The sequence below is a fragment of the Streptomyces sp. SM1 genome (assembly GCF_002910825.1).
GTDB lineage: Bacteria > Actinomycetota > Actinomycetes > Streptomycetales > Streptomycetaceae > Streptomyces > Streptomyces okerensis.
Map to the genome: position 1 here is coordinate 1 of NZ_NEUB01000979.1, position 20,461 is coordinate 20,461.

At 70.9% G+C, this 20,461-nt stretch carries 18 protein-coding genes and 2 pseudogenes; 9 read left to right on the forward strand and 11 right to left on the reverse strand.

All coding sequences use genetic code 11. From position 1 onward, the window contains the following. Positions 1 to 151 precede the first annotated feature (151 nt). Positions 152 to 397 (reverse strand): hypothetical protein, encoded by a 246-nt coding sequence (locus tag B9S61_RS41260; RefSeq protein ID WP_181007662.1) that lies wholly within the window; start codon positions 395 to 397, stop codon positions 152 to 154. Positions 398 to 1,318: 921 nt separating this feature from the next. On the opposite strand from B9S61_RS41260, the gene B9S61_RS34390 reads away from it, so the two are divergent. From B9S61_RS34390 to B9S61_RS34400, 3 genes and pseudogenes are all read left to right on the forward strand, one after another. Further along, a complete protein-coding gene (locus tag B9S61_RS34390; RefSeq protein ID WP_103545683.1) occupies positions 1,319 to 2,443 on the forward strand; it encodes an AAA family ATPase in 1,125 nt (374 codons plus the stop codon). 41 nt (positions 2,444 to 2,484) lie between these two features. Beyond that, positions 2,485 to 2,997, forward strand: a pseudogene (locus B9S61_RS34395) (DUF4276 family protein); the annotation flags it as partial. Positions 2,998 to 3,178: 181 nt separating this feature from the next. Then, positions 3,179 to 3,664 (forward strand): hypothetical protein, encoded by a 486-nt coding sequence (locus B9S61_RS34400; RefSeq protein ID WP_103545684.1) that lies wholly within the window; start codon positions 3,179 to 3,181, stop codon positions 3,662 to 3,664. Positions 3,665 to 3,730: 66 nt separating this feature from the next. Here B9S61_RS34400 and ppc read toward each other — a convergent pair whose 3' ends face one another. Continuing rightward, positions 3,731 to 6,463 carry a phosphoenolpyruvate carboxylase gene (gene ppc / locus B9S61_RS34405; RefSeq protein WP_103545685.1) on the reverse strand — a complete coding sequence of 911 codons (2,733 nt, stop codon included), beginning with the start codon at positions 6,461 to 6,463 and terminating at the stop codon, positions 3,731 to 3,733. 290 nt (positions 6,464 to 6,753) lie between these two features. Here ppc and B9S61_RS34410 point away from each other — a divergent pair, with 290 nt between their 5' ends. From B9S61_RS34410 to B9S61_RS34425, 4 genes are read left to right on the forward strand one after another with little or no spacing between them, the layout of a single operon-like run. After that, entirely contained in the window at positions 6,754 to 7,770 is a 1,017-nt protein-coding gene (locus B9S61_RS34410; RefSeq protein ID WP_103545686.1) for a fatty acid desaturase, read from the forward strand. After that, entirely contained in the window at positions 7,767 to 8,444 is a 678-nt protein-coding gene (locus B9S61_RS34415) for a TetR/AcrR family transcriptional regulator (RefSeq protein ID WP_103545687.1), read from the forward strand. The genes B9S61_RS34410 and B9S61_RS34415 overlap by 4 nt, the downstream gene beginning before the upstream one ends. A 40-nt stretch (positions 8,445 to 8,484) precedes the next feature. Beyond that, positions 8,485 to 8,736, forward strand: coding sequence for a type II toxin-antitoxin system Phd/YefM family antitoxin (locus B9S61_RS34420; protein WP_103545688.1), 252 nt, complete (start codon positions 8,485 to 8,487; stop codon positions 8,734 to 8,736). Beyond that, positions 8,733 to 8,981, forward strand: coding sequence for a type II toxin-antitoxin system RelE/ParE family toxin (locus B9S61_RS34425; RefSeq protein WP_103545689.1), 249 nt, complete (start codon positions 8,733 to 8,735; stop codon positions 8,979 to 8,981). Before B9S61_RS34420 ends, B9S61_RS34425 begins: the two co-directional genes overlap by 4 nt. Before the next feature lies 1 nt (position 8,982). Here the strand turns inward: B9S61_RS34425 and B9S61_RS34430 are convergent, their stop codons facing one another. Then, positions 8,983 to 9,786: a trans-aconitate 2-methyltransferase gene (locus tag B9S61_RS34430; RefSeq protein WP_258040013.1), complete on the reverse strand. Its 804-nt coding sequence runs from the start codon at positions 9,784 to 9,786 to the stop codon at positions 8,983 to 8,985. A 118-nt stretch (positions 9,787 to 9,904) separates the two neighbouring features. On the opposite strand from B9S61_RS34430, the gene B9S61_RS34435 reads away from it, so the two are divergent. Continuing rightward, complete coding sequence (locus B9S61_RS34435; protein WP_103545691.1) at positions 9,905 to 10,402, forward strand: MarR family winged helix-turn-helix transcriptional regulator; 498 nt, start codon at positions 9,905 to 9,907, stop codon at positions 10,400 to 10,402. Here B9S61_RS34435 and B9S61_RS34440 read toward each other — a convergent pair. Continuing rightward, entirely contained in the window at positions 10,361 to 11,128 is a 768-nt protein-coding gene (locus tag B9S61_RS34440) for a response regulator transcription factor (RefSeq protein WP_103545692.1), read from the reverse strand. The two genes, B9S61_RS34435 and B9S61_RS34440, sit on opposite strands and share 42 nt — an antisense overlap. Positions 11,129 to 11,416: 288 nt before the next feature. On the opposite strand from B9S61_RS34440, the gene B9S61_RS34445 reads away from it, so the two are divergent. After that, positions 11,417 to 11,869, forward strand: coding sequence for a GNAT family N-acetyltransferase (locus B9S61_RS34445; protein ID WP_103545693.1), 453 nt, complete (start codon positions 11,417 to 11,419; stop codon positions 11,867 to 11,869). A gap of 62 nt (positions 11,870 to 11,931) precedes the next feature. On the opposite strand, the gene galK is transcribed toward B9S61_RS34445, so the two are convergent. From galK to B9S61_RS34480, 7 genes and pseudogenes are all read right to left on the reverse strand, one after another. Continuing rightward, positions 11,932 to 13,104, reverse strand: a complete 1,173-nt coding sequence (gene galK, locus B9S61_RS34450; RefSeq protein ID WP_103545694.1) for a galactokinase — start codon at positions 13,102 to 13,104, stop codon at positions 11,932 to 11,934. 28 nt (positions 13,105 to 13,132) lie between these two features. Continuing rightward, complete coding sequence (galE, locus tag B9S61_RS34455; RefSeq protein WP_103545695.1) at positions 13,133 to 14,095, reverse strand: UDP-glucose 4-epimerase GalE; 963 nt, start codon at positions 14,093 to 14,095, stop codon at positions 13,133 to 13,135. Further along, on the reverse strand, positions 14,092 to 15,153 hold the full coding sequence (gene galT, locus B9S61_RS34460; RefSeq protein WP_103545696.1) for a galactose-1-phosphate uridylyltransferase: 1,062 nt from the start codon (positions 15,151 to 15,153) through the stop codon (positions 14,092 to 14,094). Before galT ends, galE begins: the two co-directional genes overlap by 4 nt. Before the next feature lie 306 nt (positions 15,154 to 15,459). Further along, positions 15,460 to 16,131 (reverse strand): LuxR C-terminal-related transcriptional regulator, encoded by a 672-nt coding sequence (locus tag B9S61_RS34465; RefSeq protein ID WP_103545697.1) that lies wholly within the window; start codon positions 16,129 to 16,131, stop codon positions 15,460 to 15,462. A gap of 222 nt (positions 16,132 to 16,353) precedes the next feature. After that, a complete protein-coding gene (locus B9S61_RS34470; protein ID WP_103545698.1) occupies positions 16,354 to 18,207 on the reverse strand; it encodes a PQQ-binding-like beta-propeller repeat protein in 1,854 nt (617 codons plus the stop codon). A gap of 66 nt (positions 18,208 to 18,273) precedes the next feature. Next, complete coding sequence (locus B9S61_RS34475; protein ID WP_103545699.1) at positions 18,274 to 20,004, reverse strand: PQQ-binding-like beta-propeller repeat protein; 1,731 nt, start codon at positions 20,002 to 20,004, stop codon at positions 18,274 to 18,276. Positions 20,005 to 20,219: 215 nt separating this feature from the next. Next, positions 20,220 to 20,461: pseudogene (locus tag B9S61_RS34480) on the reverse strand (hypothetical protein); the annotation flags it as partial.

A 20,461-nucleotide genomic window follows, 5' to 3' on the forward strand; every position in this document is an offset into this window, starting at 1 on the left:
GGGAGTGGGACGCGCTCCCGGCACGGGTCCGCGTCGCCTCCTCCGCCGAGCGGCTGCGTGCCTCCGTGGCCGCCGCCAACGCCCGGAGCCGGGCCCTCCCGCCCGACCGGCGGGACGGGGCTGACCCCAGGGCACGGGCAGGAACAGGCGGTTACGCCGCCTGCTCCTCCCCCGGGTCGTTGACGACCCACGCGTGGTTGAGACTGATCCACTCCTCGCGGTCCTCGATCGACACGGTCGCGGCGTCCAGCCGTGGCCCGAGGGTCGGGTCCGTGAGCGGGCTGAGCAGCCAGAGGCCACGCCCGTCCGGGCCGCCCCGCCGTGCCAGGTCGGCGAGCCGCTGGAGGACGCCCATGCCGCCGTAACGGGCCATGACATAGGCGTCGTGCAGAAGCACCGGGCGGCGGCCCGCCGCTGCGCCGTCTTCCCCCCTCCTCGCTGTGTCGGGGCCCGCCGGGGACCCTGCTGCTCATTTCCCGGGTTGGTCACAGCCGGCGTCCTGCGCTGCGGGCATGCCCGCAGCGCAGGACGCTGCCCGCCCGGCTGACGAGCCGGGCCAGGCCGACGCCGGTAACGCTCTGCAATTGCGCAGCAGAGTCGCCGGGACCTTAAAGAGGCCAGGACGTCCTTCTCCACGTCGCGCCACGCGGCGGCGGTGTACTCGCCGAACTTCATCGCGTCCCGCGAGCCCGGTTCGGCGTTGTCCGCCTCCAGGATGGTCTCCCGGGTGGGCCGGGGGCGGGCCTCTACGAGGCGGCGCAGGCTGGCCAGGAAGAGTGCGCTGACGTCGACGGGCTCGGCCTGCCACTCGCGCCCCTGCTCGGTGAGGGTCCGCAGGGCGAGGCGCTGGTCGTCGAAGCGGACGGTGAGGACCCGGAAGCCCGGCCGGCCGCCGGATTCCTGGAGCTGGGCCCTGGCCTTGAGACGGGCGCGCTGCTCCGGGTCCCGGGCCGTCCAGTGGTCGGTGCGGCTGACCCGGCTGGGGCGGCGCTGGGTGACGACCGAGGTGACGTCACCGCCGGCGGCAGTCTCCCGCCGGGGGACGAACCAGCCGCGCGGGCGCTTCCGGTTCGTCCGCCACTCCAGCTCGAAGCCGGCCTGCCGCAGCAGGCGACCCAGGAGGACCCGGTCGTCCGGGAGGCGGCCGGACAGGTCGGGGAAGCGGGCGCGGACCCGGTCGTGCAGGTGGTCCAGCCTATCGACCCCGAGCGACGGGCCAGAAGCGTGCATCGGCATCCTGTGGACAGACGGTCGCAACAGATCATCTGTTGGCTCTCCGCTCCCCCTGGGACGGGGGCCCTCGCCTAGGGTTGGGGCCATGCTGTCGTACAAGCTCTCAGAGGTGACCGTCGAGGGGTATGCCTCCATCCGGGCCGGCACCCTGACGCTGGGCGACGGCGTGACCGTACTGGTGGGCGCCAACGGGGCGGGCAAGAGCAACGTGGTCGGCGCGCTCGAACTGCTGGGGTGGATGGCGGACGGCGACCTGGCGCTCCAGGTGGGCATCCATGGAGGAGCCCAAGCCCTGCAGTTCGCAGGGCGCGGCACTGAGAAAGGCATCCGGCTCAAGGTCTCTGCTCCCCCGTATCGGTATGAGGCGCACCTCGTCCCTGCGGCGAACGACAGCTTCGTCTTCGCCGAGGAGAAGGGGCACTTCCACGAGCCGGGTCCCGGCCTGCCGATGGAGGAGAGCTTCGGTCGCGGACACCGTGAGTCACTCCTGCGTCAGAAGGAGGAGGAGCAGCTCTCCCGCCTCGCGGGTCCGGTGCGGCACATCCTGGCGGGCTGCCGGGTCTTCCATTTCCAGGACACCAGCCGTGAGGCGCCGGTCAAGCAGTTCGGGTATGCGGCGGACAACGAGGCGCTGCGGCCCGATGCGGCGAATCTCGCGGCGTTCCTGTTGCGGCTGCGCGAGGGCGAGCCGAAGTCGTACCGGCGCATCGTGCGGGCCATCAAGTCCGTGGCGCCGTTCTTCCGGGACTTCCTGCTGAAGGAGGAACCGGGCGGGAGGATCCGCCTGCGCTGGATGCAGGAGGGAGTGGACGCGGTGTTTCCCGCAGAGGCGCTTTCGGACGGCACCTTGCGGTACATCTGCCTGTGCGTCCTGCTCCTCCAGCCCGACCCGCCTGCCCTTTTCACCCTCGACGAGCCGGAACTCGGGCTGCACCCGTACGCGATCGTCCAGTTGTCGGACATGCTCCGGTCGGCCGCCGTGCGCAGTCAGATCGTGATCGCCACACAGTCCGTGACGCTGCTGAACCAGTTCTCGCTCGCCGACATCGTGGTGGTGGAACGCGAGGAGGGGGCGACGGAACTGAGACGCCCGGCTCCCGAGGAGCTCCAGGGGTGGCTGGAGGACTACTCCCTCGGAGAACTGTGGGAGAAGAACGTGCTGGGTGGCCGGCCGTCGCCGGAGATGCCGTTGCGGGGCCGCCCGGAATGATCATGGTGGGGGTGCTGTGCGAGGGGCAGACCGAGGAGAACATGGTCAACGACTTCCTCGCGCCCGAACTGGCGGAGTACGGCATCTGCCCGGTGCCGACCATCCTGATGACCCGGACGCCGGCGGGGGGTCCCGCGGGGAAGGGCGGGGTCAGCAAGTGGGCGAAGATCGAGAGGGACCTGCACAAGCTGCTGGCCTCCACTCACTGGGCGGCGGTCACCACTCTCCTTGACCACTACGGCCTCCCCCAGGACAGTCCGGGGATGTCGGACCGGCCGGCGGGCTCGGCCGTGGACAAGGTGAACCATGTCGAGCGGCGCCTCGCAGAACACATGGGTCATCCCCGGTTCCTTCCCCATGTCGTCCTGCACGAGACGGAGACCTGGGTCTTCGCCGCGGCGGAGCAGCTCGGGGACTGGGCCGACGATCCCGCCCTGGCCCATGAGCTCAAGCGTCAGGCCGATCTGGCCGGAGGGCCAGAGCATGTGAACGACAGGCCTGAGACCGCTCCCTCCAAGCGGATCCTCAAGCTGTATCCGAGGTATGTGAAGACCCAGGACGGCCCGGTGGCGGTCATGGACCTGGGCTTGGCTGCTCTGCGAGCCGTCTGCCCCACTTCGACGAGTGGATCGCCAGGTTGCTGGCTCTCGCACCACGCTGACGTCAGGGAGCACAGGTCGATTCTCCATCCGGCGGAGTTGACCGTTCGCGAGGTCATGGCCAAGGATCTCGGCCATGCCTTCTGCGGTCCGCTCCCCCCACGGCTCCTCCGCTCTGCGCTTCGGCCGGTTCGCGGCGATGGGCACGGTCGCGGCGCTGATCCTGATCGCGGGCGTGTGGGCGTCGTGGGGCACGGCGCAGCACGTGATGCTGACGAAGGGGCGGGAGCGCGGCACGGTCGAGGTGACGGCGTGCGCGGATCACACGTGCTCGGGGCCGTACACGCCGTTGTCGCAGGGCTCGCAGCCGCGTGCGGAGATCGTGCTGGAGCGTTCGGTGGCCGTGGAGAAGGGCCGGACGTACACCGTGGTGCTGAAGCCGGGCGGTGCGGAGGGGGTCCGCTCGGGCCCCGCCGGGATCCTCTACGCGTGGGTGCCGCTGGGCGGCGCTCTGCTGCTGGCGTCGGTGGTGGTGGCGGGCGGTCTGCTGCGGACGCGGGTGGCGTGGGTGATGGCGTCGTCGGGGGCGGCGCTGCTCACGGCGGCTTTCCTGGTGGTCTGACACGGGCCCGTGACGAGGGGTGCCCCCGGCCGTACGCGGCCGGGGGCACCCCTTTCCGGTACCGGGTCAGCCGGTGTTGCGCAGGCCGGCCGCGACACCGTTGACGGTGAGGAGCAGGGCGCGGGCGAGCAGCGGGTCGGGCTGCTCACCGGCGCCGGCGGCGTCGCGCTGGCGCTTGAGGAGGGCCACCTGGAGGTAGGAGATCGGGTCCAGGTAGGCGTCGCGGATGGTGAAGGTCTGCCTCAGGACCGGGTCGGCGTCCAGGAGTTCCTGTTCGCCGGTGACCCGCAGCACCTCGGCGACGGTCAGCTCGTGTTCGGCCTTGATGGTGTCGAAGACGTGCTTGAGCTCGTCGGGGACGAGGGTGTCGACGTAGTGCTGGGCGATGCGCAGGTCGGTCTTGGCGAGGGTCATCTCGACGTTGGAGATGAAGTTGCGGAAGAAGTGCCACCGCTGGTGCATCTCGTCCAGGACGGTGTCGAGTCCGGCCTCGCGCAGGGCCTTGAGGCCGGAGCCGACGCCGTACCAGCCGGGGACGATCTGCCGGGACTGGGTCCAGCCGAACACCCACGGGATGGCGCGCAGTCCGTCGAGCGAGACGCCCGAGCCGGGGCGGCGGGAGGGCCGCGAGCCCAGGTGCAGGTCGGCGAGCTGGTCGACCGGCGTGGAGGCCAGGAAGTACGTCGGCAGGTCGGGGTCCTCGACCAGCTTGCGGTAGGACGTGTGGGCGGCGTCGGAGACGAGGTCCATGGCGGCGTCCCAGCGGGCGAGGGCGTCGTCGGACTGGCGCGGGGCGGTGTGCAGGGCGGACGCCTGGAGGGTGGCCGCGACGGAGAGTTCGAGGTTCTCCCGGGCGAGGGCGGGGATCAGGTACTTGTCGGAGATGACCTCGCCCTGTTCGGTGACCTTGATCTCGCCCTCGAGGGTGCCCCAGGGCTGGGCGAGGATGGCGTCGTGGGTGGGGCCGCCGCCGCGGCCGACGGTGCCGCCCCGGCCGTGGAAGAGGCGCAGGCGGACGCCGTAGCGGTGGGCGACGTCGCGCAGTCGGCGCTGGGCGCGGTGGATCTCCCACTGACTGGTGGTGATACCGCCGAACTTGGAGGAGTCGGAGTAGCCGAGCATGACCTCCTGGACGTCGCCGCGGAGAGCGACGAGACGCCGGTAGGAGGGGTCGGCGAGCATGTCCTCGAGGATGGTGTCGGCGGCCTTGAGCTCGTCGGTGGTCTCGAGGAGGGGGACGATGCCGATCCTGGCCCAGCCGGCGTGCAGGTCGATGAGGCCGGCCTCGCGGGCGAGGACGGTGGCGGCGAAGACGTCGTCGGCGCCCTGGCACATGGAGATGATGTAGGACTCGATGACTTCGGGCCCGAAGACGGCGAGGGCACGCTTGACCGTCCCGAAGACGCCGAGGGTCTTCTCGCCGGCCGTGTCGAGGGGTGCGGGGGTGGGGGCGAGGGGGCGCCGGGAGCGCAGTTCCCTGGCGAGGAGCTTGCCGCGGTACTCGCGGGGCATGTCGGCGTAGCGCCAGGATTCCTCACCGAGCCGGTCGAACAGCTGGCCGAGGGCGTGGTGGTGGGCGTCGGCGTGTTCGCGTACGTCCATGGTGGCGAGCTGGAGGCCGAAGGCGGCCAGGGTGCGGATCGTACGGGCGAGGCGGCCGTCGGCGAAGAGGCCGCCGCGGTGTTCGCGCAGGGAGACCTGGATGATCCGCAGGTCGGTGAGGAGTTCGCCGGTGCCGAGGTAGTCGCGGCCGGGTTCGTGCGAGGTGTTCCGGGCGAGGCGGAGCTTGGTGTTCTCCAGCTTCTGCCGGATGCAGGTGGCCTTGAGCCGGTAGGGCTCCTCGGCGTTGAGGCGCTTGTAGCGGGGGCTGATCTCGGGAAGGGCGTCGAGGTCGGCCCGCAGGGAGGTGAGGAGTTCCTCGGTGGCTCCGGCGTAGCGGATGGAGTTGGAGAGGAAGCCGCGGAGTTCGTCGATCATCTCCAGGGCGTCGTTGATGCCGTGTTCGTGCTGGAGGATGAGGACGTCCCAGGTGACCTGGGGAGTGACGTTGGGGTTGCCGTCGCGGTCGCCGCCGATCCAGGTGCCGAAGGTCAGGGGGCGGGTGTCGTCGGGGAGGTGGACGCCGACGCGCTCCAGTTCGGCCGTGAGGTCCTCGAGGACGTCGCCGACGGCGCCGGCGTGGAGTTCGTCGAGGTAGTAGATGGCGTTGCGGGCCTCGTCGGCGGGTTCGGGGCGCACCACGCGCAGTTCGTCGGTCTGCCAGACGAGGTCGATGTTCTCGGCGAGGCGGGTGTCGAGGCGGCGCCGGTCGGTGGCGATGACGGGGGTGTCGAGGAGGGCGGCGATCCGGCGGAGCTTGTTGAGCACGGAGCGGCGGGCGGCCTCGGTGGGGTGTGCGGTGAAGACGGGCCGCACGTTGAGGTGGCGGACGGTCTCGCGCAGGTGCTCCGGGTCGGCGTCCTTGAGCCGGTCGGCGGTGCGGGAGAGCAGTCCGCCCTCGGCCGCGCGGCGGGCGCGCAGTTCACGGCCCCGGTGCACCTGCTCGGTGACGTTGGCCAGGTGGAAGTAGGTGGAGAAGGCGCGGACCAGCTTGGCCGCGGTCTGGAGTTCGGTGCCCCGCAGCAGCGCGGCGGCGGCCTCGCCGTCCTCACGGGTGAGTCGGCGTACCTTCTCGACGAGGTCGAGCAGTTCGGGGCCCTCCTGGCGGACCAGGGTCTCTCCGAGGAGATCACCCAGTCGGCGGATGTCGGCGCGCAGTTCGCTGCTCGTCGTGGTGGTCTGGTCGTCGGCACTGCTCACAGGTGCGGCTCCTTGCAGTGTTGAAGCTGGTCTGGAGGGAACCCGGACGGCGTCTCGCACGGCGTGCGCCGCTTTACGGGCCGGACGTCCGGGAAGAATTCAGAGCGGACCGCGCTGTCCGACCGGCTTCCAGGATAGGTGTCGACCCGGACGCGCAGGCTCACGGGCTCTTGCCGCGGGAGGACGCACTGCCATACTTACGTCGCCGTAGGTTACGGAAGGGTAGGGAAGGTGTGCCTTTCCGGCGGCCCGGCACCACCCTCAGTCCACACACCCCACAGGGGATACGCATGACCTCAAGCTCCGACGTGCTCGACGATGCCCCGAAACAATCCCGGTCCGACGACGACGCGGTGCCGTCCGCAACGCTGGGCGGGGAGCGCAAGCGTTCCATCGAGCAGATCACGCTGCTGCTCTTCATCACGGTCCCGTTCCTGGCGCTGGCGGCGGCGGTACCGCTGGCCTGGGGGTGGGGGGTGAGCTGGCTGGACCTCGGTCTGCTGGTGTTCTTCTACTACCTGGGATGCCACGGCATCACCATCGGCTTCCACCGTCATTTCACCCACGGCTCGTTCAAGGCGAAGCGGCCGCTGAAGGTCGGGCTGGCGATCGCGGGATCGATGGCGGTGGAGGGCCCGCTGGTGCGGTGGGTGGCGGACCACCGCAAGCATCACAAGTTCTCCGACGCCGAGGGTGACCCGCATTCGCCGTGGAAGTACGGGGAGACGGTCCCGGCGCTGCTGAAGGGCCTGTGGTGGGCGCACATCGGCTGGATGTTCGACGAGGAGCAGACGTCGCAGGAGAAGTACGCACCGGATCTGATCAAGGACCGGACCCTGCGGACGATCTCCCGGCAGTTCATCCTGTGGGCGGGGATCTCGCTGGCGCTGCCGGCGCTGATCGGCGGTCTGGTCACGATGTCCTGGTGGGGCGCGTTCACCGGCTTCTTCTGGGGGTCACTCGTCCGGGTGGCGCTGCTGCACCACGTGACGTGGTCGATCAACTCCATCTGCCACGCGGTCGGCAGGCGCCCCTTCAAGTCGCGGGACCGCTCGGGCAACGTGTGGTGGCTGGCGGTCCTGTCGTGCGGCGAGTCCTGGCACAACCTGCATCACGCCGATCCGACGTCGGCGCGGCACGGTGTGGAGCGGGGGCAGGTGGATTCCTCCGCGCGTCTGATCCGCTGGTTCGAGCGGCTGGGATGGGCCTACGACGTGCGGTGGCCGTCACGCTCGCGTATCGATTCGCGCCGTAACTCCGCGGAAGGCGGCGCCCGGCGCGGGAAGGAACCCGTCGAGGCGGCATGATGGTCGGCGTGGCGACCGACTCCAGCAGCATCCCCAGCAACGACAAGCCGCGGCGTGCGCGCCGTACCCGGATGACCGGGGCGGAGCGACGCCAGCAGCTGCTGGAGATCGGCCGCACCCTGTTCGCCGAGAAGGGCTTCGAGGGCACGTCGGTGGAGGAGATCGCGGCGAAGGCCGGGGTCTCCAAGCCGGTGGTGTACGAGCACTTCGGCGGCAAGGAAGGGCTGTACGCGGTGGTGGTGGACCGCGAGATGCGGCGTCTGCTGGACATGGTGACCGGGTCCCTGACCGCCGGTCACCCGCGTGAACTGTGCGAGCAGGCCGCGTTCGCGCTCCTAGACTACATCGAGGAGTACACGGACGGCTTCCGCATCCTGGTCCGCGACTCCCCCATCCCCCAGTCGACGGGGTCGTTCGCGTCCCTGATCTCGGACATCGCCACCCAGGTGGAGGACATCCTGGGCCGCGAGTTCAAGTCCCGCGGCTTCGACCCGAAGCTGGCCCCGCTGTACGCGCAGGCCCTGGTCGGGATGGTGGCGCTGACGGGCCAGTGGTGGCTGGACGTGCGCAGGCCGAAGAAGGCGGAGGTGGCGGCCCACCTGGTCAACCTGGCCTGGCACGGCCTGGACGGCCTGGAGCCGAAGCCGCGGCTGATAGGCCACCGGAAGAGTTGATCGACAGCACACAAGGTCAATCTTGTGTAATCATGCGTACATGACTGAGATCACGATCAGCGCAGCCCGTGCCCAGCTCGGCGACCTCGTGCGTCGCGCAGCCCACAGCCGCGAGACCATCGCGCTCACGGATCACGGGCACGTGGCCGCGCTCCTCGTGTCGCCCCACGTCATAGAGGATCTGGAAGACGCATTGGCGGTTGCCGACTACGAGCGCCGCAAGGCCGCGGGCCTCCTCGGCGAAGGCATCCCGCACGAAGAGGTCGGACGCATGCTGGGGCTGCGCCCGTGACCTACCGCATCGTCTGGGAGCCCAACGCCACCGACGCAGCCGTCCGGTTCCTCCGCGACGACCCGGCAGGGCTGGCCGCTGTCTACGAGGCCGTGGACACTCTGGCCAAGGAGCCCCGCCCCACCCACTCCGTCGCCTACGGACCGACAACCCGCCGATTGCGCGTCGGCGACTACCGCGTGCTCTACGTCATCGACGACGACGTGATCCACATCCTCGTCACTCATGTGGGCCGTACCCCCTGAATCACGCCTGCCTGACGGCGACCGCGAAGACGCGGCGGAAGGGGAACGGGGTGCCGTGCGGGCCGGCCGGGTAGGCGGCCCGCAGGGCGGCGCGGCAGTCGGCGACGAAGTACTCGCGCGCCTCCGGGTCGTCGGCGAGGGCGGTGAGGACCGGCCGCAGGGCCGTGCCCCTGACCCGGTCGAGGACCGGGTCCTCCCCCCGCAGCAGGTGGATGTAGGTGGTCTCCCAGGCGTCGGTCGCGCAGCCGAGGGCGGTGAGGCGCTCCAGGTAGGTCTCCGGGCGGAGCACGGCCTCCTCGTGGCGCAGGACACCGGACAGGCGGGCGCGCCACCGCGAGGATGCGGCCAGTTCGCGCAGCAGGGTGTGACTGGGGGCGTCGAAGTTGCCCGGCACCTGGAAGGCGAAGGTGCCGCCCGGGGTGAGCCCTTCGATCCATTCTCCGAACCGTTCCGCCTGCCCCGGCACCCACTGCAGGGTGGCGTTGCTGACGATCAGGTCGTACGGCTCCTGCGGCACCCAGGCGCGGACGTCGGCGTGGGCGAAGTCGAGCCTGTCGCCCGCGTGGTCGGCGTGGGCCCGGTCGAGCATCTCGGGCGAGTTGTCGTAGCCGGTGATGCGGGCGGTGGGCCACCGGGCGGCGAGGAGGGCGGTGACGTTGCCCGCGCCACAGCCGAGGTCGGCGATGCGGGCGGGGTCTCGCGGGAGGTCCGGGACGCGGGCGAGCAGGTCGGTGAAGGGCCGGGTGCGGTGACCGGCGTGACGGAGGTACTGGGCGGGGTCCCAGACGGGGGTGGTGTCGGGCACGGGGCCTCCCGGTGGCCGGTGGCGGACGGGTGCCCCCACCCTCACCCCCATACCCCTCGACGTCAAGAAACTTGACATCGAGAGACTTCACGTCGACACAACGACTACACTGATCGTCATGGAGGACGAGGTCGATCGGCTGGTCGCAGCGTGGCGCCGGGAGCGCCCGGACCTCGACGTGGAACCGCTCGAGGTGCTCAGCCGGGTGAGCAGACTGGCCCGGCACCTGGACCGGGCGCGCCGGCTCGCGTTCACCGAGCACGGCCTGGAGTCCTGGGAGTTCGACGTCCTGACCGCGCTGCGCCGCGCGGGCACCCCGTACCAGCTCTCGCCGGGGCAGCTGCTGACCCAGACCCTGGTCACGTCGGGCACGATGACCAACCGCATCGACCGCCTGACCAAGAAGAACCTGGTGGAGCGGCTGCCCGACCCCAGTGACCGGCGCGGCGTCCTGGTCCGGCTCACGGACGAGGGGCGGGACCGCGCCGACCAGGCGCTGGCCGGACTGCTGGCGCAGGAACGGGCGATCCTCGGTGAACTCACCCATGCCCAGCGCAGTGAACTGGCTGGTCTGCTACGCCAGTTGACCGCCCCGTTCGACAACATCCCCGGTTAGGTCGACGGGGCCGACACCCGCACGCCGGGCGAGGGCGACCGCGGCGAGGGTGGAGTGCACGCCCAGTTTCCCGAGAACGTTCTGCATATGGGTGCGCACGGTGTGCGGGGACAGGTACAGGCGCTCGGCGACGGCCTTGCGCCCCAGTCCCGCCACCATGCACCGCAGCACCTCGCGCTCGCGCGGGGTCAGCGACTCCACGAGCCGTTCGCTCTCGGTGCGGTGCCGCCGGGCGGCGGTCAGCTCCCGCAGCACACCCGTCAGCAGCGCGGGCGGCAGATGCGTCTCGTCGCGCAGCACTCCCCGTATGACGGTGAGCAGCCGGTTCAGCGAGCAGTCCTTGGCCACCCAGCCGGAGGCGCCCGCCTGCAGGGCGAGCGCGGCGCGGACCGGGTCGTCCTTCCCGGCGAGGACCACGATCCGCACCTGCGGCTGCGCCGAACGCACGCCGGTGACCAGCGATATCCCGTCGACGAGTCCGTCCTCGTCGCCCGCCTGCACGGGTACGGCCGGCCGCCCGCCGGGCACCTTGCCGCCCAGATCGGCGTCGACGAGCAGCACGTCGTACCGCCGCCCCTCGGAGACCGCCCGCTCCAGACAGCGCAACGCGGCCGGGCCGCTGCCGGCCGCGGAGACGTCGACGTCGGGCTCTGCGGCCAGGGCCGCGGCCAGTGACTCGGCGAAGATGCGATGGTCGTCGACGACCAGGACTCGAATGCGAACCACGAAACCCCCTTCCCCACGCTCTTCCCAGAGCAGGGGATACCCCATCGTCGGAGGACGACACCGGCGCGGATACGACGCCGGGGCCCTGGTACTCGATCTGCTGGACGTGGGACGGGCCGCCGCGGCCGCACGGCCGCCGCATCGCGACAGCCACCACCCCACCTCGGACGTCGAACCCGACGGTCTCGCCCCCTGAACGGCACCGGCCCCCACCGGCACTGTGCATCAGAGTACGGGCGAGGGCCGGGAGCGGAAGGTTATGTGCAGAACTGGCGGCCTTGCGCGTTTATGGTGAGCCGCATGTTTCGTCTTGAGACAGAAGTCGACAAGGCCCGACGTGATCTGCTCCGCAGGCGGCTGAGGGAGACCAACACGGCGTCCTCACCGGTGCTGCGTGCCCTGCGCGGAACCCCGGACGAACGGGAAGCGCCTTTGCACGTGTGGGTGGTGGACGCGAACGGTGGTCTCGCGGGCGGTCTGGTCGGCCACACCTGGACGGCCTGGCTGCACGTCACCTACCTCTGGGTCGAGGCCCGCCACCGCGGAGCGGGCCTCGGCTCCCGCCTGCTGTCGGAGGCGGAACGCCGCGCCACCGGACGCGGCTGCACGTCCTCCCGCGTGGAGACCTGGGACTTCCAGGCCCCCGGCTTCTACCGCCGCCACGGCTACGAGGTGGTCTGCGTCATCCCCGACTACCCGCCGGGCATCACGGAGTACACCCTGACGAAGCGGCTGGGCTGACGCCGGGAACCGGAGGGGCCCGCCGCTACCGCAGGCGTCGCGCTCTGCCGCCGGTATCACTGCTACCGCAGGCGTCTCGCTCCCGCCGCCGGTACCGCCTCGAACACCCGGGGGCTCTTGTGGCCGGCTGCCGTGAACGCCTCCTCCACCGCCTTGGTGACGGCGGGGACGTCGGTCTCCTCGGCCAGGACGATGGCCGAGCCGCCGAAGCCGCCGCCGGTCATCCGGGCGCCCAGGGCGCCCGCGGCCACCGCCGTGTCGACCACCAGGTCGAGTTCCGGGCAGGAGACGCGGAAGTCGTCGCGCAGGGAGGTGTGGCCTTCGACCAGGAGGGGGCCGATCGCCCGGGTGTCGCCGGCCTCCAGCAGGGACACCACCCGTTCGACCCGCTGGTCCTCCGTCACCACGTGGCGGACCAGCCGGCGGACCTCGTCCTCGTCGCCGAGCCGCGCGAGCGCCGCGTCCAGTCCGTCGTACGGCACGTCCCTGAGCGCGTCCACGCCCAGCAGGGCCGCGCCCTTCTCGCAGCCCTCGCGGCGCCTGCCGTACTCGCCCTCGCTGTGGCTGTGCTTGACCCGGGTGTCGACCACGAGCAGGCGCATGCCCTCGGCCGCCAGGTCGAAGGGGATCTGACGCTGGGAGAGGTCGCGGGTGTCGAGGAACAGGGCGTGACCGCTCTCGCAGCAGGCCGAGGCCGTCTGGTCCATGATGCCGACCGGGGCGCCGACGTAGACGTTCTCCGCGCGCTGGCACAGGCGGGCCAGCTGCCGGCCCCGCAGGCCCAGTCCGTACAAGTCGTTGAGGGCCAGCGCGACCACGACCTCCAGGGCGGCCGAGGACGACAGACCCGCGCCCGCCGGGACCGAGGAGGCGAGGTGGATGTCCGCGCCGGTCACGGTGTGCCCGGCCTCGCGCAGCGCCCACACCACGCCCGCCGGGTAGGCGGTCCAGCGTTTGTCGGCGCCGGGGGCCAGGGCGTCCACCGTGAGTTCCGCGACCGGGGCGGACACGTCGGCGGAGTGCAGCCGCAGGACGCCGTCGTCCCTGCGGGACACCGCCGCGACGGCGGTGTGGGGCAGGGCGAACGGCATGACGAAGCCGTCGTTGTAGTCGGTGTGCTCGCCGATGAGGTTGACCCGGCCCGGCGCCGCCCACACCCCCTCCGGTGCGAACCCGTACAGCTGCTCGAACCGCTCGGCGACGGACCCCGCGACGGCCGCGCTGGACTCGCTCATGCCCTGACCCCTGACCCTTCGTTGCCTTCTAGTTGGCGCGCTGCTGCGTGAACTGCCATGCGTCCGCGACGATCCCGGCGAGGTCCGCGCGCGACGGGCTCCAGCCCAGCTTCTCGCGAGCCGCGTCGGCGGACGCCACCAGGACCGCCGGGTCGCCCTCCCGGCGCGGGGCCACCACCTCGGGCACCGGGTGCCCGGTGACCCGGCGCACGGTCTCGACGACCTCGCGGACGGAGAAGCCGTTGCCGTTGCCCAGGTTGCAGATCAGGTGCTCGCCGGGCGCGGCGGCCTCCAGCGCGAGCAGGTGGGCCTCGGCCAGGTCGGCGACGTGGATGTAGTCGCGGACGCAGGTGCCGTCGGGGGTCGGATAGTCGTCGCCGTAGACGGAGATCGCCTCGCGCCGCCCCTGGGCCACCTGCAGGACGAGCGGGATGAGGTGCGACTCGGGGTCGTGGCGCTCGCCGTACCGTCCGTAGGCACCGGCCACGTTGAAGTAGCGCAGGGAGACCGCGCCCAGTCCGTGCGCCGTCGCCTCACCGGTGATCATGTGGTCGACGGCGAGCTTGGAGGCGCCGTACGGGCTGGTGGGGCTGGTCGGGGCGGACTCGGGGATCGGTACCTGCCGGGGTTCGCCGTAGGTCGCGGCCGTGGAGGAGAACACCAGCCGGCGCACGCCCGCCTCGCGCATCGCGCCGAGCAGGGCCATGGTGCCGCCGACGTTGTTGTCCCAGTACTTCTCCGGCTTGGCCACCGACTCGCCGACCTGGGAGAAGGCGGCGAAGTGCAGGACGCCGTCGAACGAGGAGTCCAGCCATGTGGCGGCATCGCGGATGTCGCCCTCGATGAACGACGCGCCCTCGGGGACGCCCTCCCGGAAGCCGGTGGTGAGGTTGTCGAGCACGACGACCTCGTGTCCGGCCTCGATCAGATGCTGGGCGACGACACTGCCGACATACCCCGCGCCCCCGGTGACCAGGTACTTACCGCTCATGAACTCGCTACCTCCCGCAGTCGCTCGGCCGCGCGCTCCGGCGGCACGTCGTTGATGAACACGTTCATGCCGGACTCGGAGCCCGCGAGGAACTTCAGCTTGCCGGACGTGCGGCGGATGGTGAAAAGCTCCAGATGGAGGGCGAAGTCGTCGCGTGTGACGCCGTCGAACTCCACCAGGGTGCCGAACGGCGCCTGGTGCCAGGCCGCGATGTACGGCGTGCGGGGCTCGCCCTCGCCGAAGATCCGGTCGAAGCGCTTCAGGAGCTCCAGGTACACCCGTGGGAACTCCGCGCGCGCCGCCTCGTCGAGTCCGAGCAGGTCGGGCACGCGGCGCCTGGGGTACAGGTGGACCTCGTAGGGCCAGTGCGCCGCGTAGGGCACGAAGGCCACCCAGTGTTCACCCTCGAGGACGATCCGCTCGTCCGCCCGCTCCCGCTCAAGTACGGCGTCGAAGAGGTTCTCCCCACCCGTCCCCTCCTTGTGCGCGGCCACTTGGCGGAGCATCAGGGCGGTCCGGGGGGTGGTGAAGGGGTAGGCGTAGATCTGCCCGTGCGGGTGCTGGAGGGTGACGCCGATCTCGGCCCCCCGGTTCTCGAAACAGAACACCTGTTCGACAGCGGGCAGATGCGACAGCTCGGACGTCCGGTCCGTCCAGGCGTCGAGGACCAGCCGCGCCTGCCGCTCGCCCAGTCCGGCGAAGGAGGCGTGGTGGTCGGAGGTGAAACAGACGACCTCGCACCGGCCCGAGTCCCCGGCCAGCGAGGGGAAGCGGTTCTCGAACACGACCACGTCGTACGACGATTCGGGGATCTCGCTCAGCCGGTCGCCCTCGGACGGGCACAGGGGGCACTCGTCGGCGGGCGGATGGTAGATGCGCCCCTGACGGTGGGAGGCGACGGCGACGGAATCGCCCAGCAGCGGGTCGCGGCGAACCTCGGACGTGGTGACGGTGGCCTCCAGCGGACGGCGGTCGGCGGCGTCGCGCACGGTGTCGTCGGCGAGGTCGTAGTAGATGAGCTCGCGGCCGTCGGCCAGCCGGGTCGAGGTCTTCTTCACTGCCGCACTCCTCTGCACCCGCCCACCACTCAACACAATCGAACATAACACATCACAACCCACCAGCGCTCCGGTCTCATCACGATCCAACAAAGGACGTCACCGAAAGTGTTCAATTACTGAACTCGGAGGCGTAGGTTCCGCACCGGATCAGTTCGTGAACGAAGCGAGTGTGTATGCAAACCCCCACAATTCTGGCCGCAGAGCTTCGACTCCCCACCAACCGGCTGGACTACACGATCTGACGGACCCGGGGGGGCGGACCAGGGGCGACCCGGCCCGCTCCTGGTCCGCCCCCTGCCACCGTCAGCCGAGCGGGCCCGCCCGGTCCAGCAGACCCGTCCGGGCCGCCAGGGCCGCCGCCTCCAGGCGGGAGCCCACCCCCAGTTTCATCAGCACCCGCTGGACGTGCGTACGCGCCGTGGACGGTGCGATGCCCATCCCCGCCGCGATCAGCCGGGTGTCCTCCCCGTCAGCCACCCGCACCAGCACCTCCACCTCCCGGGGCGTCAGCATCTGCAGCAGCCGCTGCCCCTCGTCGTCCGGCTGCGCCGCGGGGTTCAGCAGCTCCCCGAACGCCCCCTGCAACAACTGCGGCGCCACCGCCGCCTCCCCCGCCCGCGCCTTCGTGATCGCCCGCTCGACGCCCTCGATCCGCTCGTCGTGCCGCACGTACCCCGACGCCCCCGCCGCGAAAGCCGCCGCGATCCCCCGGGGCGACGGCACCGGCCCCAGCACGACCACCGCCACCGCCGGCCGCTCCCGCTTGATCTTCACCACCGGATCGAAGGTCCCCGGCTCCGCCGGCGCCGCCGTGCCCAGCAGACACACCTCCGGTGCCCGGCTGATCACCAGATCCGCCGCCCCCACCGCCGGCGCCGCGGCGGCCAGCACCCGGTGCCCCCGCAGTTTCAACGCCGAGGCCAGTGCCTCGGCGAGCAGCCGGTGGTCGTCGACCACCATCAACCGCACACCCATCGAACAACCAACCCCCCACGACAACGCACCCCCGGACCCCGGATGCCCCCGGAAGCTACACGCTTGTTCGACGTCGCGCTCCCCCTACCGGCGAGAATCGCCCCGGATCACCGAAATTCTCGTATTCGGTGGCGATGGGCCGGTGATGAGCGGTACGCGTGCGGCCCCGTCCCTGAGCAGGGACGGGGCCGCAGGAGCGATCAATATCGATCGGTCGAGTGATCAGTCTGTGCCGAAAGCGACCACCAGATACTCCTTGTCCTGCGTGGTGAAGTCACTGGCGTACACCTTCGACATGTACAGACCACCCTTCGAGTACAGGATCTCCGCCGACGTCGGCAGCATCCGCGTCTCGGCGCTGCGCACGGTCTCCGTCGCCGGGTTCTCCAGGAGCACCGTCTGCTTGAAGGTCTCGCCGTCGATGCTGACGATCTGCCCGCCCTTGTCGTAGGGCGGACGCTTGTAGGCGATCACGTTGCCGCCGTCCATCCGCAGCGGCACGAGGTCGTACCCGTCACCCGCGTCGGCCCGCTGGCCGGTCTGCTTGCCGGTCGACAGGTCGAAGGCGACGACCTCGTTGGTCTGGACGTACGACTCGCCGTCGCCCTCGTGCTCCTCCGTGGAGATGTACAGCTTGTCCTTGCCGACCGCCAGGGCGCTGCAGTCCTCCAGCTTGTAGATGGCGTCGCAGCGGGCCGCGAAGTCCTCGCCGGGAGCGGAGATGCGCGTGCGGAGCTTGCCGGTCTTGTTGTCGATGGAGAAGAAGTCCGAGATACCGCTGCCGTCACCGGCGGAGTCGCCGACGTCGGCGGCCACGACCAGCGGCTCGGTGGAGACGACGGCGGCGTACTCGATGCCCTCGTCCATCGTGTACTCGCTGACGACGTTGCCGGTCTTCGCGTCGACGGTCTGGATGTGCAGCTGGCGCTGGTCGTACGAACCGCACTTGCGGACCGCGACCAGCTTCTCGCCGCCGCCGTACCCGGAGTCGTAGCAGGAGTCGGACGTCTTGGGCGCCCACAGCTCCCTGCCGGAGGCGATCTCCCACGCGGCGCCGCCGCTGGTGCTGCCGGCGGCGACGGTGCCGCCGCTGAGGGTGACGTTGTTGAAGCTGATCGGCATGGTGCCGGACTTGGCGGTCTTGGACCACAGCTTCTTGCCGGACTCCAGGTCGATCAGCCCGACCTCGGTGCAGGACTGCGGGTTCTGCTTGGTGGGCATCGCCGGCTTGTAGAGGATCGCCGTCCTGTTGTCCCCGGTGACGTGGTCCGTCGCGCCGCACACCGGTCCGGGCAGGGCGAGCGTCCACTTCTCGGTGCCCTTGGCGCGGTCGTAGCCGACGATCTCGGCGATGCCGCTCTTGGCGTACACCGAGTCGGTCAGCCAGGAACCGGCGGTGGCGATGGTCGAGGCGCCCTCGGGCACCTTGGGCGCGGGCACCTGGAACAGCACCTTGGAGCCGGTGTCGGCGGGGGCCTTCTCCTCGGCTCCGTTTCCGGAGGAGGAACCCTCGTCCCCGCCGTTCTTGTCCTCCCCGCCTCCGCCGCCCTTCGCGGTGGTCTTCTTGTCGTCGTCGTCCTTGCCGGACGAGGACGCGTACCAGATCCCGCCCCCGACGATCAGCGCGATGGCCGTGACCGCGGAGACGATGATGGCCAGCTGGGCATTGAACTTCCGCCCGCCGCCCGGCTGCGGCTGCATGGGCATGGTCGGCGGCTGCGGGTAGCCGTACCCCGGCTGCCCGTACGGCCCGGCCGGCTGCTGCCCCGGGTATCCGTACCCGGGCGCCGGCGGCTGTCCGGGGTATCCGTACCCGGAGGCCGGCGGCTGTCCGGGGTATCCGTACCCGGGTCCCTGCGGAGCGGCCGGAGGCGCGGACGGCGGAGGAGCCTGCGGGGCCTGCGGGGCCTGCGGGGCCTGCGGGGCCTGCGGGTAGCCGTATCCGGGCTCGGGTGCCTTGTTCAGATCGGGCCCACCCGGGGCGGCGGGCGGCTGCTGCGGGGGCTGGGCGGGCTGCTGCGGGGGCTGTTCCGGCTGCTGCGGGGGCTGGTTGGGCGGCGGAGGCGGCTGGGTCATGACATGAGTACCTCGGGGAAGGGGACGACGGGCGGCGGGAAAGTGACGGGAGCGGCGCTCACGTGCTCACTTGCCGTAGGCGAGCATCAACTTCTCCTTCGTGTCGTCATTGCCGGTCAGCCGGGTGGTCGAGAGGTAGAAACGACCGTCGACCCAGTCGATGTCCTTGCTGAAGAAGCCGTTCTCGATGTCCGCGACACCCTGCGGGTTCTGCATCAGCCCGGCCGGCTTGTGGCCGGCGCCCGCGACGGGGAGGGCGACCACCTGGCCGCCCGCGTTGTACGAGGGCTCGACGTAGGCGATGAGCTTGCCGCCCTCCACCTTCATCGGCACCATCGACTCCTCCGCCGGGGAGGACTCCCGCCACCGCTCCTTGCCGTCGGCGAGGCTGATCGCGACGATCTCGTTGGCGCCGGTGGTGGCCTGGGTGGGCAGGAAGAGGGTGTCGCCGTCGACGACGACGCCCTGGCAGCCCTGGAGGTCACGCGCGAGGATGGCCCAGCCGCAGCCGGGGTCGAACTTCTCGTCGACCGCGACCTGCGAGCGCAGCTTGCCGGCGGCGGTGAAGGCGGCGATGTTCCACGCCTTCTTGTCGCCGTCCTCCTCCTTCGTGGCGTACATGACGACCGGGTCGACGGAGAAGGCCCGCTCGACCCGCCAGCCCTTCTCGTACGCGTACGTCCACTTGACCTTGCCGGTCCTGGGGTCGAACTCGCGGACCTCGTCGTGCGCGTTGTTGCCGCCGGCGCCGCAGGAGGCGACCTGGATCAGCCGCTCACCGCCCGCGAAGGCGGCGGGGAAGCAGGGGGCGTCGCCGTACTTCTTGGCGTCGAACAGCTTCTTGCCGGTGCGCACGTCGTACGCCGTGCCGGACTGCGAGCGGCCCACCATCAGCGTGTTGCCGGCGAGGGACATCTCGACGGAGAGCGCGGAGTCGAACAGGGCGCCGTCGGCGACCTCCTGCTCCCAGCCCTTCTCGCCGGTGTCGAGGTCGATGAGCTGGAGCTGGTTGCACTTGGCGCGGTCGCTCCTGCCGCTCTTGTAGGCGACGACCACCTTGTCGTCGGCCGATTTCTGAGAGGTGACCGCGCAGATCTCCTGCGGGAAGGCGATGGTCTCCCAGGCGGGCTTGCCGTCACCGACGTTGTAGGCGGAGAGCTCCTTGTAGGCGGACTTCACCGCCGTCCTGTCGGTGATCCACATGCCGGGGGCGTCGGCGCCGGAACCGGGGGCGTCGGGCGCCTCCTTGTACCAGAGCACCCGGGACTCGCCGTCCTGGCGGCCCTCGTTGAGGTCCTCCGGGTCCTCGCCACCGTCGCCGCTGCCGTCGCCCGGGTTGACCGGGGCGCCGCCGGAGGCGCTCGGCTTGGGGTCGTCGGTCTGCTTGGAGACGGGCTTCTTGTCCTTCTTCCCGTCGTCACCGGACACGGCGTACACGGTGCCGCCGATCACGAGCAGCGCGGCCACCGCGGCACCGACGACGAGGGCGGGCTTCCCCTTGAAGGGGTTGCCGCGGCCGGAACCGCCGGGCGGGGTGCCGGGTGCCCCGGGGAACTGCGGCTGCGGGTAGCCGTACCCGGGCTGCCCGTACGGACCCGGCTGCTGCGGCTGTCCGTAGGGGCCGGAGGCGTACGGGCCGGACGGGTAGGGCCCCTGCCGGGCGGGCTGCTGCGGTTGGCCGTACCCGGGCTGCGGCGCGCCGGCCGGGGGCCCCTGCGGGGGCGGCGGCGTCTGCGGAGCTCCGAACCCGCCACCGGGCGGCGGATCCTGCGGCGGCTGGTTGGGCGGCTGAGACATCAGCGCGTTCCCCCTCTACTCACTGATTTCTAGCCACGCCCGAGGTATGCGGTGAACCGAAGGTCGTCTTCAGACGTTGCTCAGACGGCTCTTTCTATCACCCGGTACCGACACGCCACCCGGCCGAGTCCACCCCTGTACCCAAGGGAGAACCGGCCCGTGATGCCCCTGTTACGCGCCTTCACGCCCTCTTCACGCCACCCGCGCCCCCGGGCTCAGGCGTCCTCCGCCAATTCCAGCCAGCTCAGCTCCAGTTCCTCCCGCTGACCGGACAGCTCCCGCAGCTCGGCGTCCAGTTCGGCCACTTTCGCGAAGTCGGTGGCGTTTTCGGCGATGGCGGCGTGCAGCTTGGTCTCCCTCTCGGAGATCTTGTCCAGCCGCCGCTCGATCTTCTGCAGTTCCTTCTTGGCGGCGGTGATCTCGTCGTACTCGGCGAGCGACAGGCACAGCGGCTTCT

Bases quoted from the DNA above. Each gene is read 5' to 3' on its own strand.
- B9S61_RS34410 (WP_103545686.1), top strand. From the start codon at position 6,754: ATGACCTCAAGCTCCGACGTGCTCGACGATGCCCCGAAACAATCCCGG.
- B9S61_RS34415 (WP_103545687.1), top strand. From the start codon at position 7,767: ATGATGGTCGGCGTGGCGACCGACTCCAGCAGCATCCCCAGCAACGAC.
- B9S61_RS34465 (WP_103545697.1), bottom strand. From the start codon at position 16,131: ATGGGTGTGCGGTTGATGGTGGTCGACGACCACCGGCTGCTCGCCGAG.
- B9S61_RS34390 (WP_103545683.1), top strand. From the start codon at position 1,319: ATGCTGTCGTACAAGCTCTCAGAGGTGACCGTCGAGGGGTATGCCTCC.
- B9S61_RS34400 (WP_103545684.1), top strand. From the start codon at position 3,179: ATGCCTTCTGCGGTCCGCTCCCCCCACGGCTCCTCCGCTCTGCGCTTC.
- B9S61_RS34470 (WP_103545698.1), bottom strand. From the start codon at position 18,207: ATGACCCAGCCGCCTCCGCCGCCCAACCAGCCCCCGCAGCAGCCGGAA.
- galK (WP_103545694.1), bottom strand. From the start codon at position 13,104: ATGAGCGAGTCCAGCGCGGCCGTCGCGGGGTCCGTCGCCGAGCGGTTC.
- B9S61_RS34445 (WP_103545693.1), top strand. From the start codon at position 11,417: ATGGTGAGCCGCATGTTTCGTCTTGAGACAGAAGTCGACAAGGCCCGA.
- galE (WP_103545695.1), bottom strand. From the start codon at position 14,095: ATGAGCGGTAAGTACCTGGTCACCGGGGGCGCGGGGTATGTCGGCAGT.
- B9S61_RS34420 (WP_103545688.1), top strand. From the start codon at position 8,485: ATGACTGAGATCACGATCAGCGCAGCCCGTGCCCAGCTCGGCGACCTC.
- B9S61_RS34475 (WP_103545699.1), bottom strand. From the start codon at position 20,004: ATGTCTCAGCCGCCCAACCAGCCGCCGCAGGATCCGCCGCCCGGTGGC.
- B9S61_RS34435 (WP_103545691.1), top strand. From the start codon at position 9,905: ATGGAGGACGAGGTCGATCGGCTGGTCGCAGCGTGGCGCCGGGAGCGC.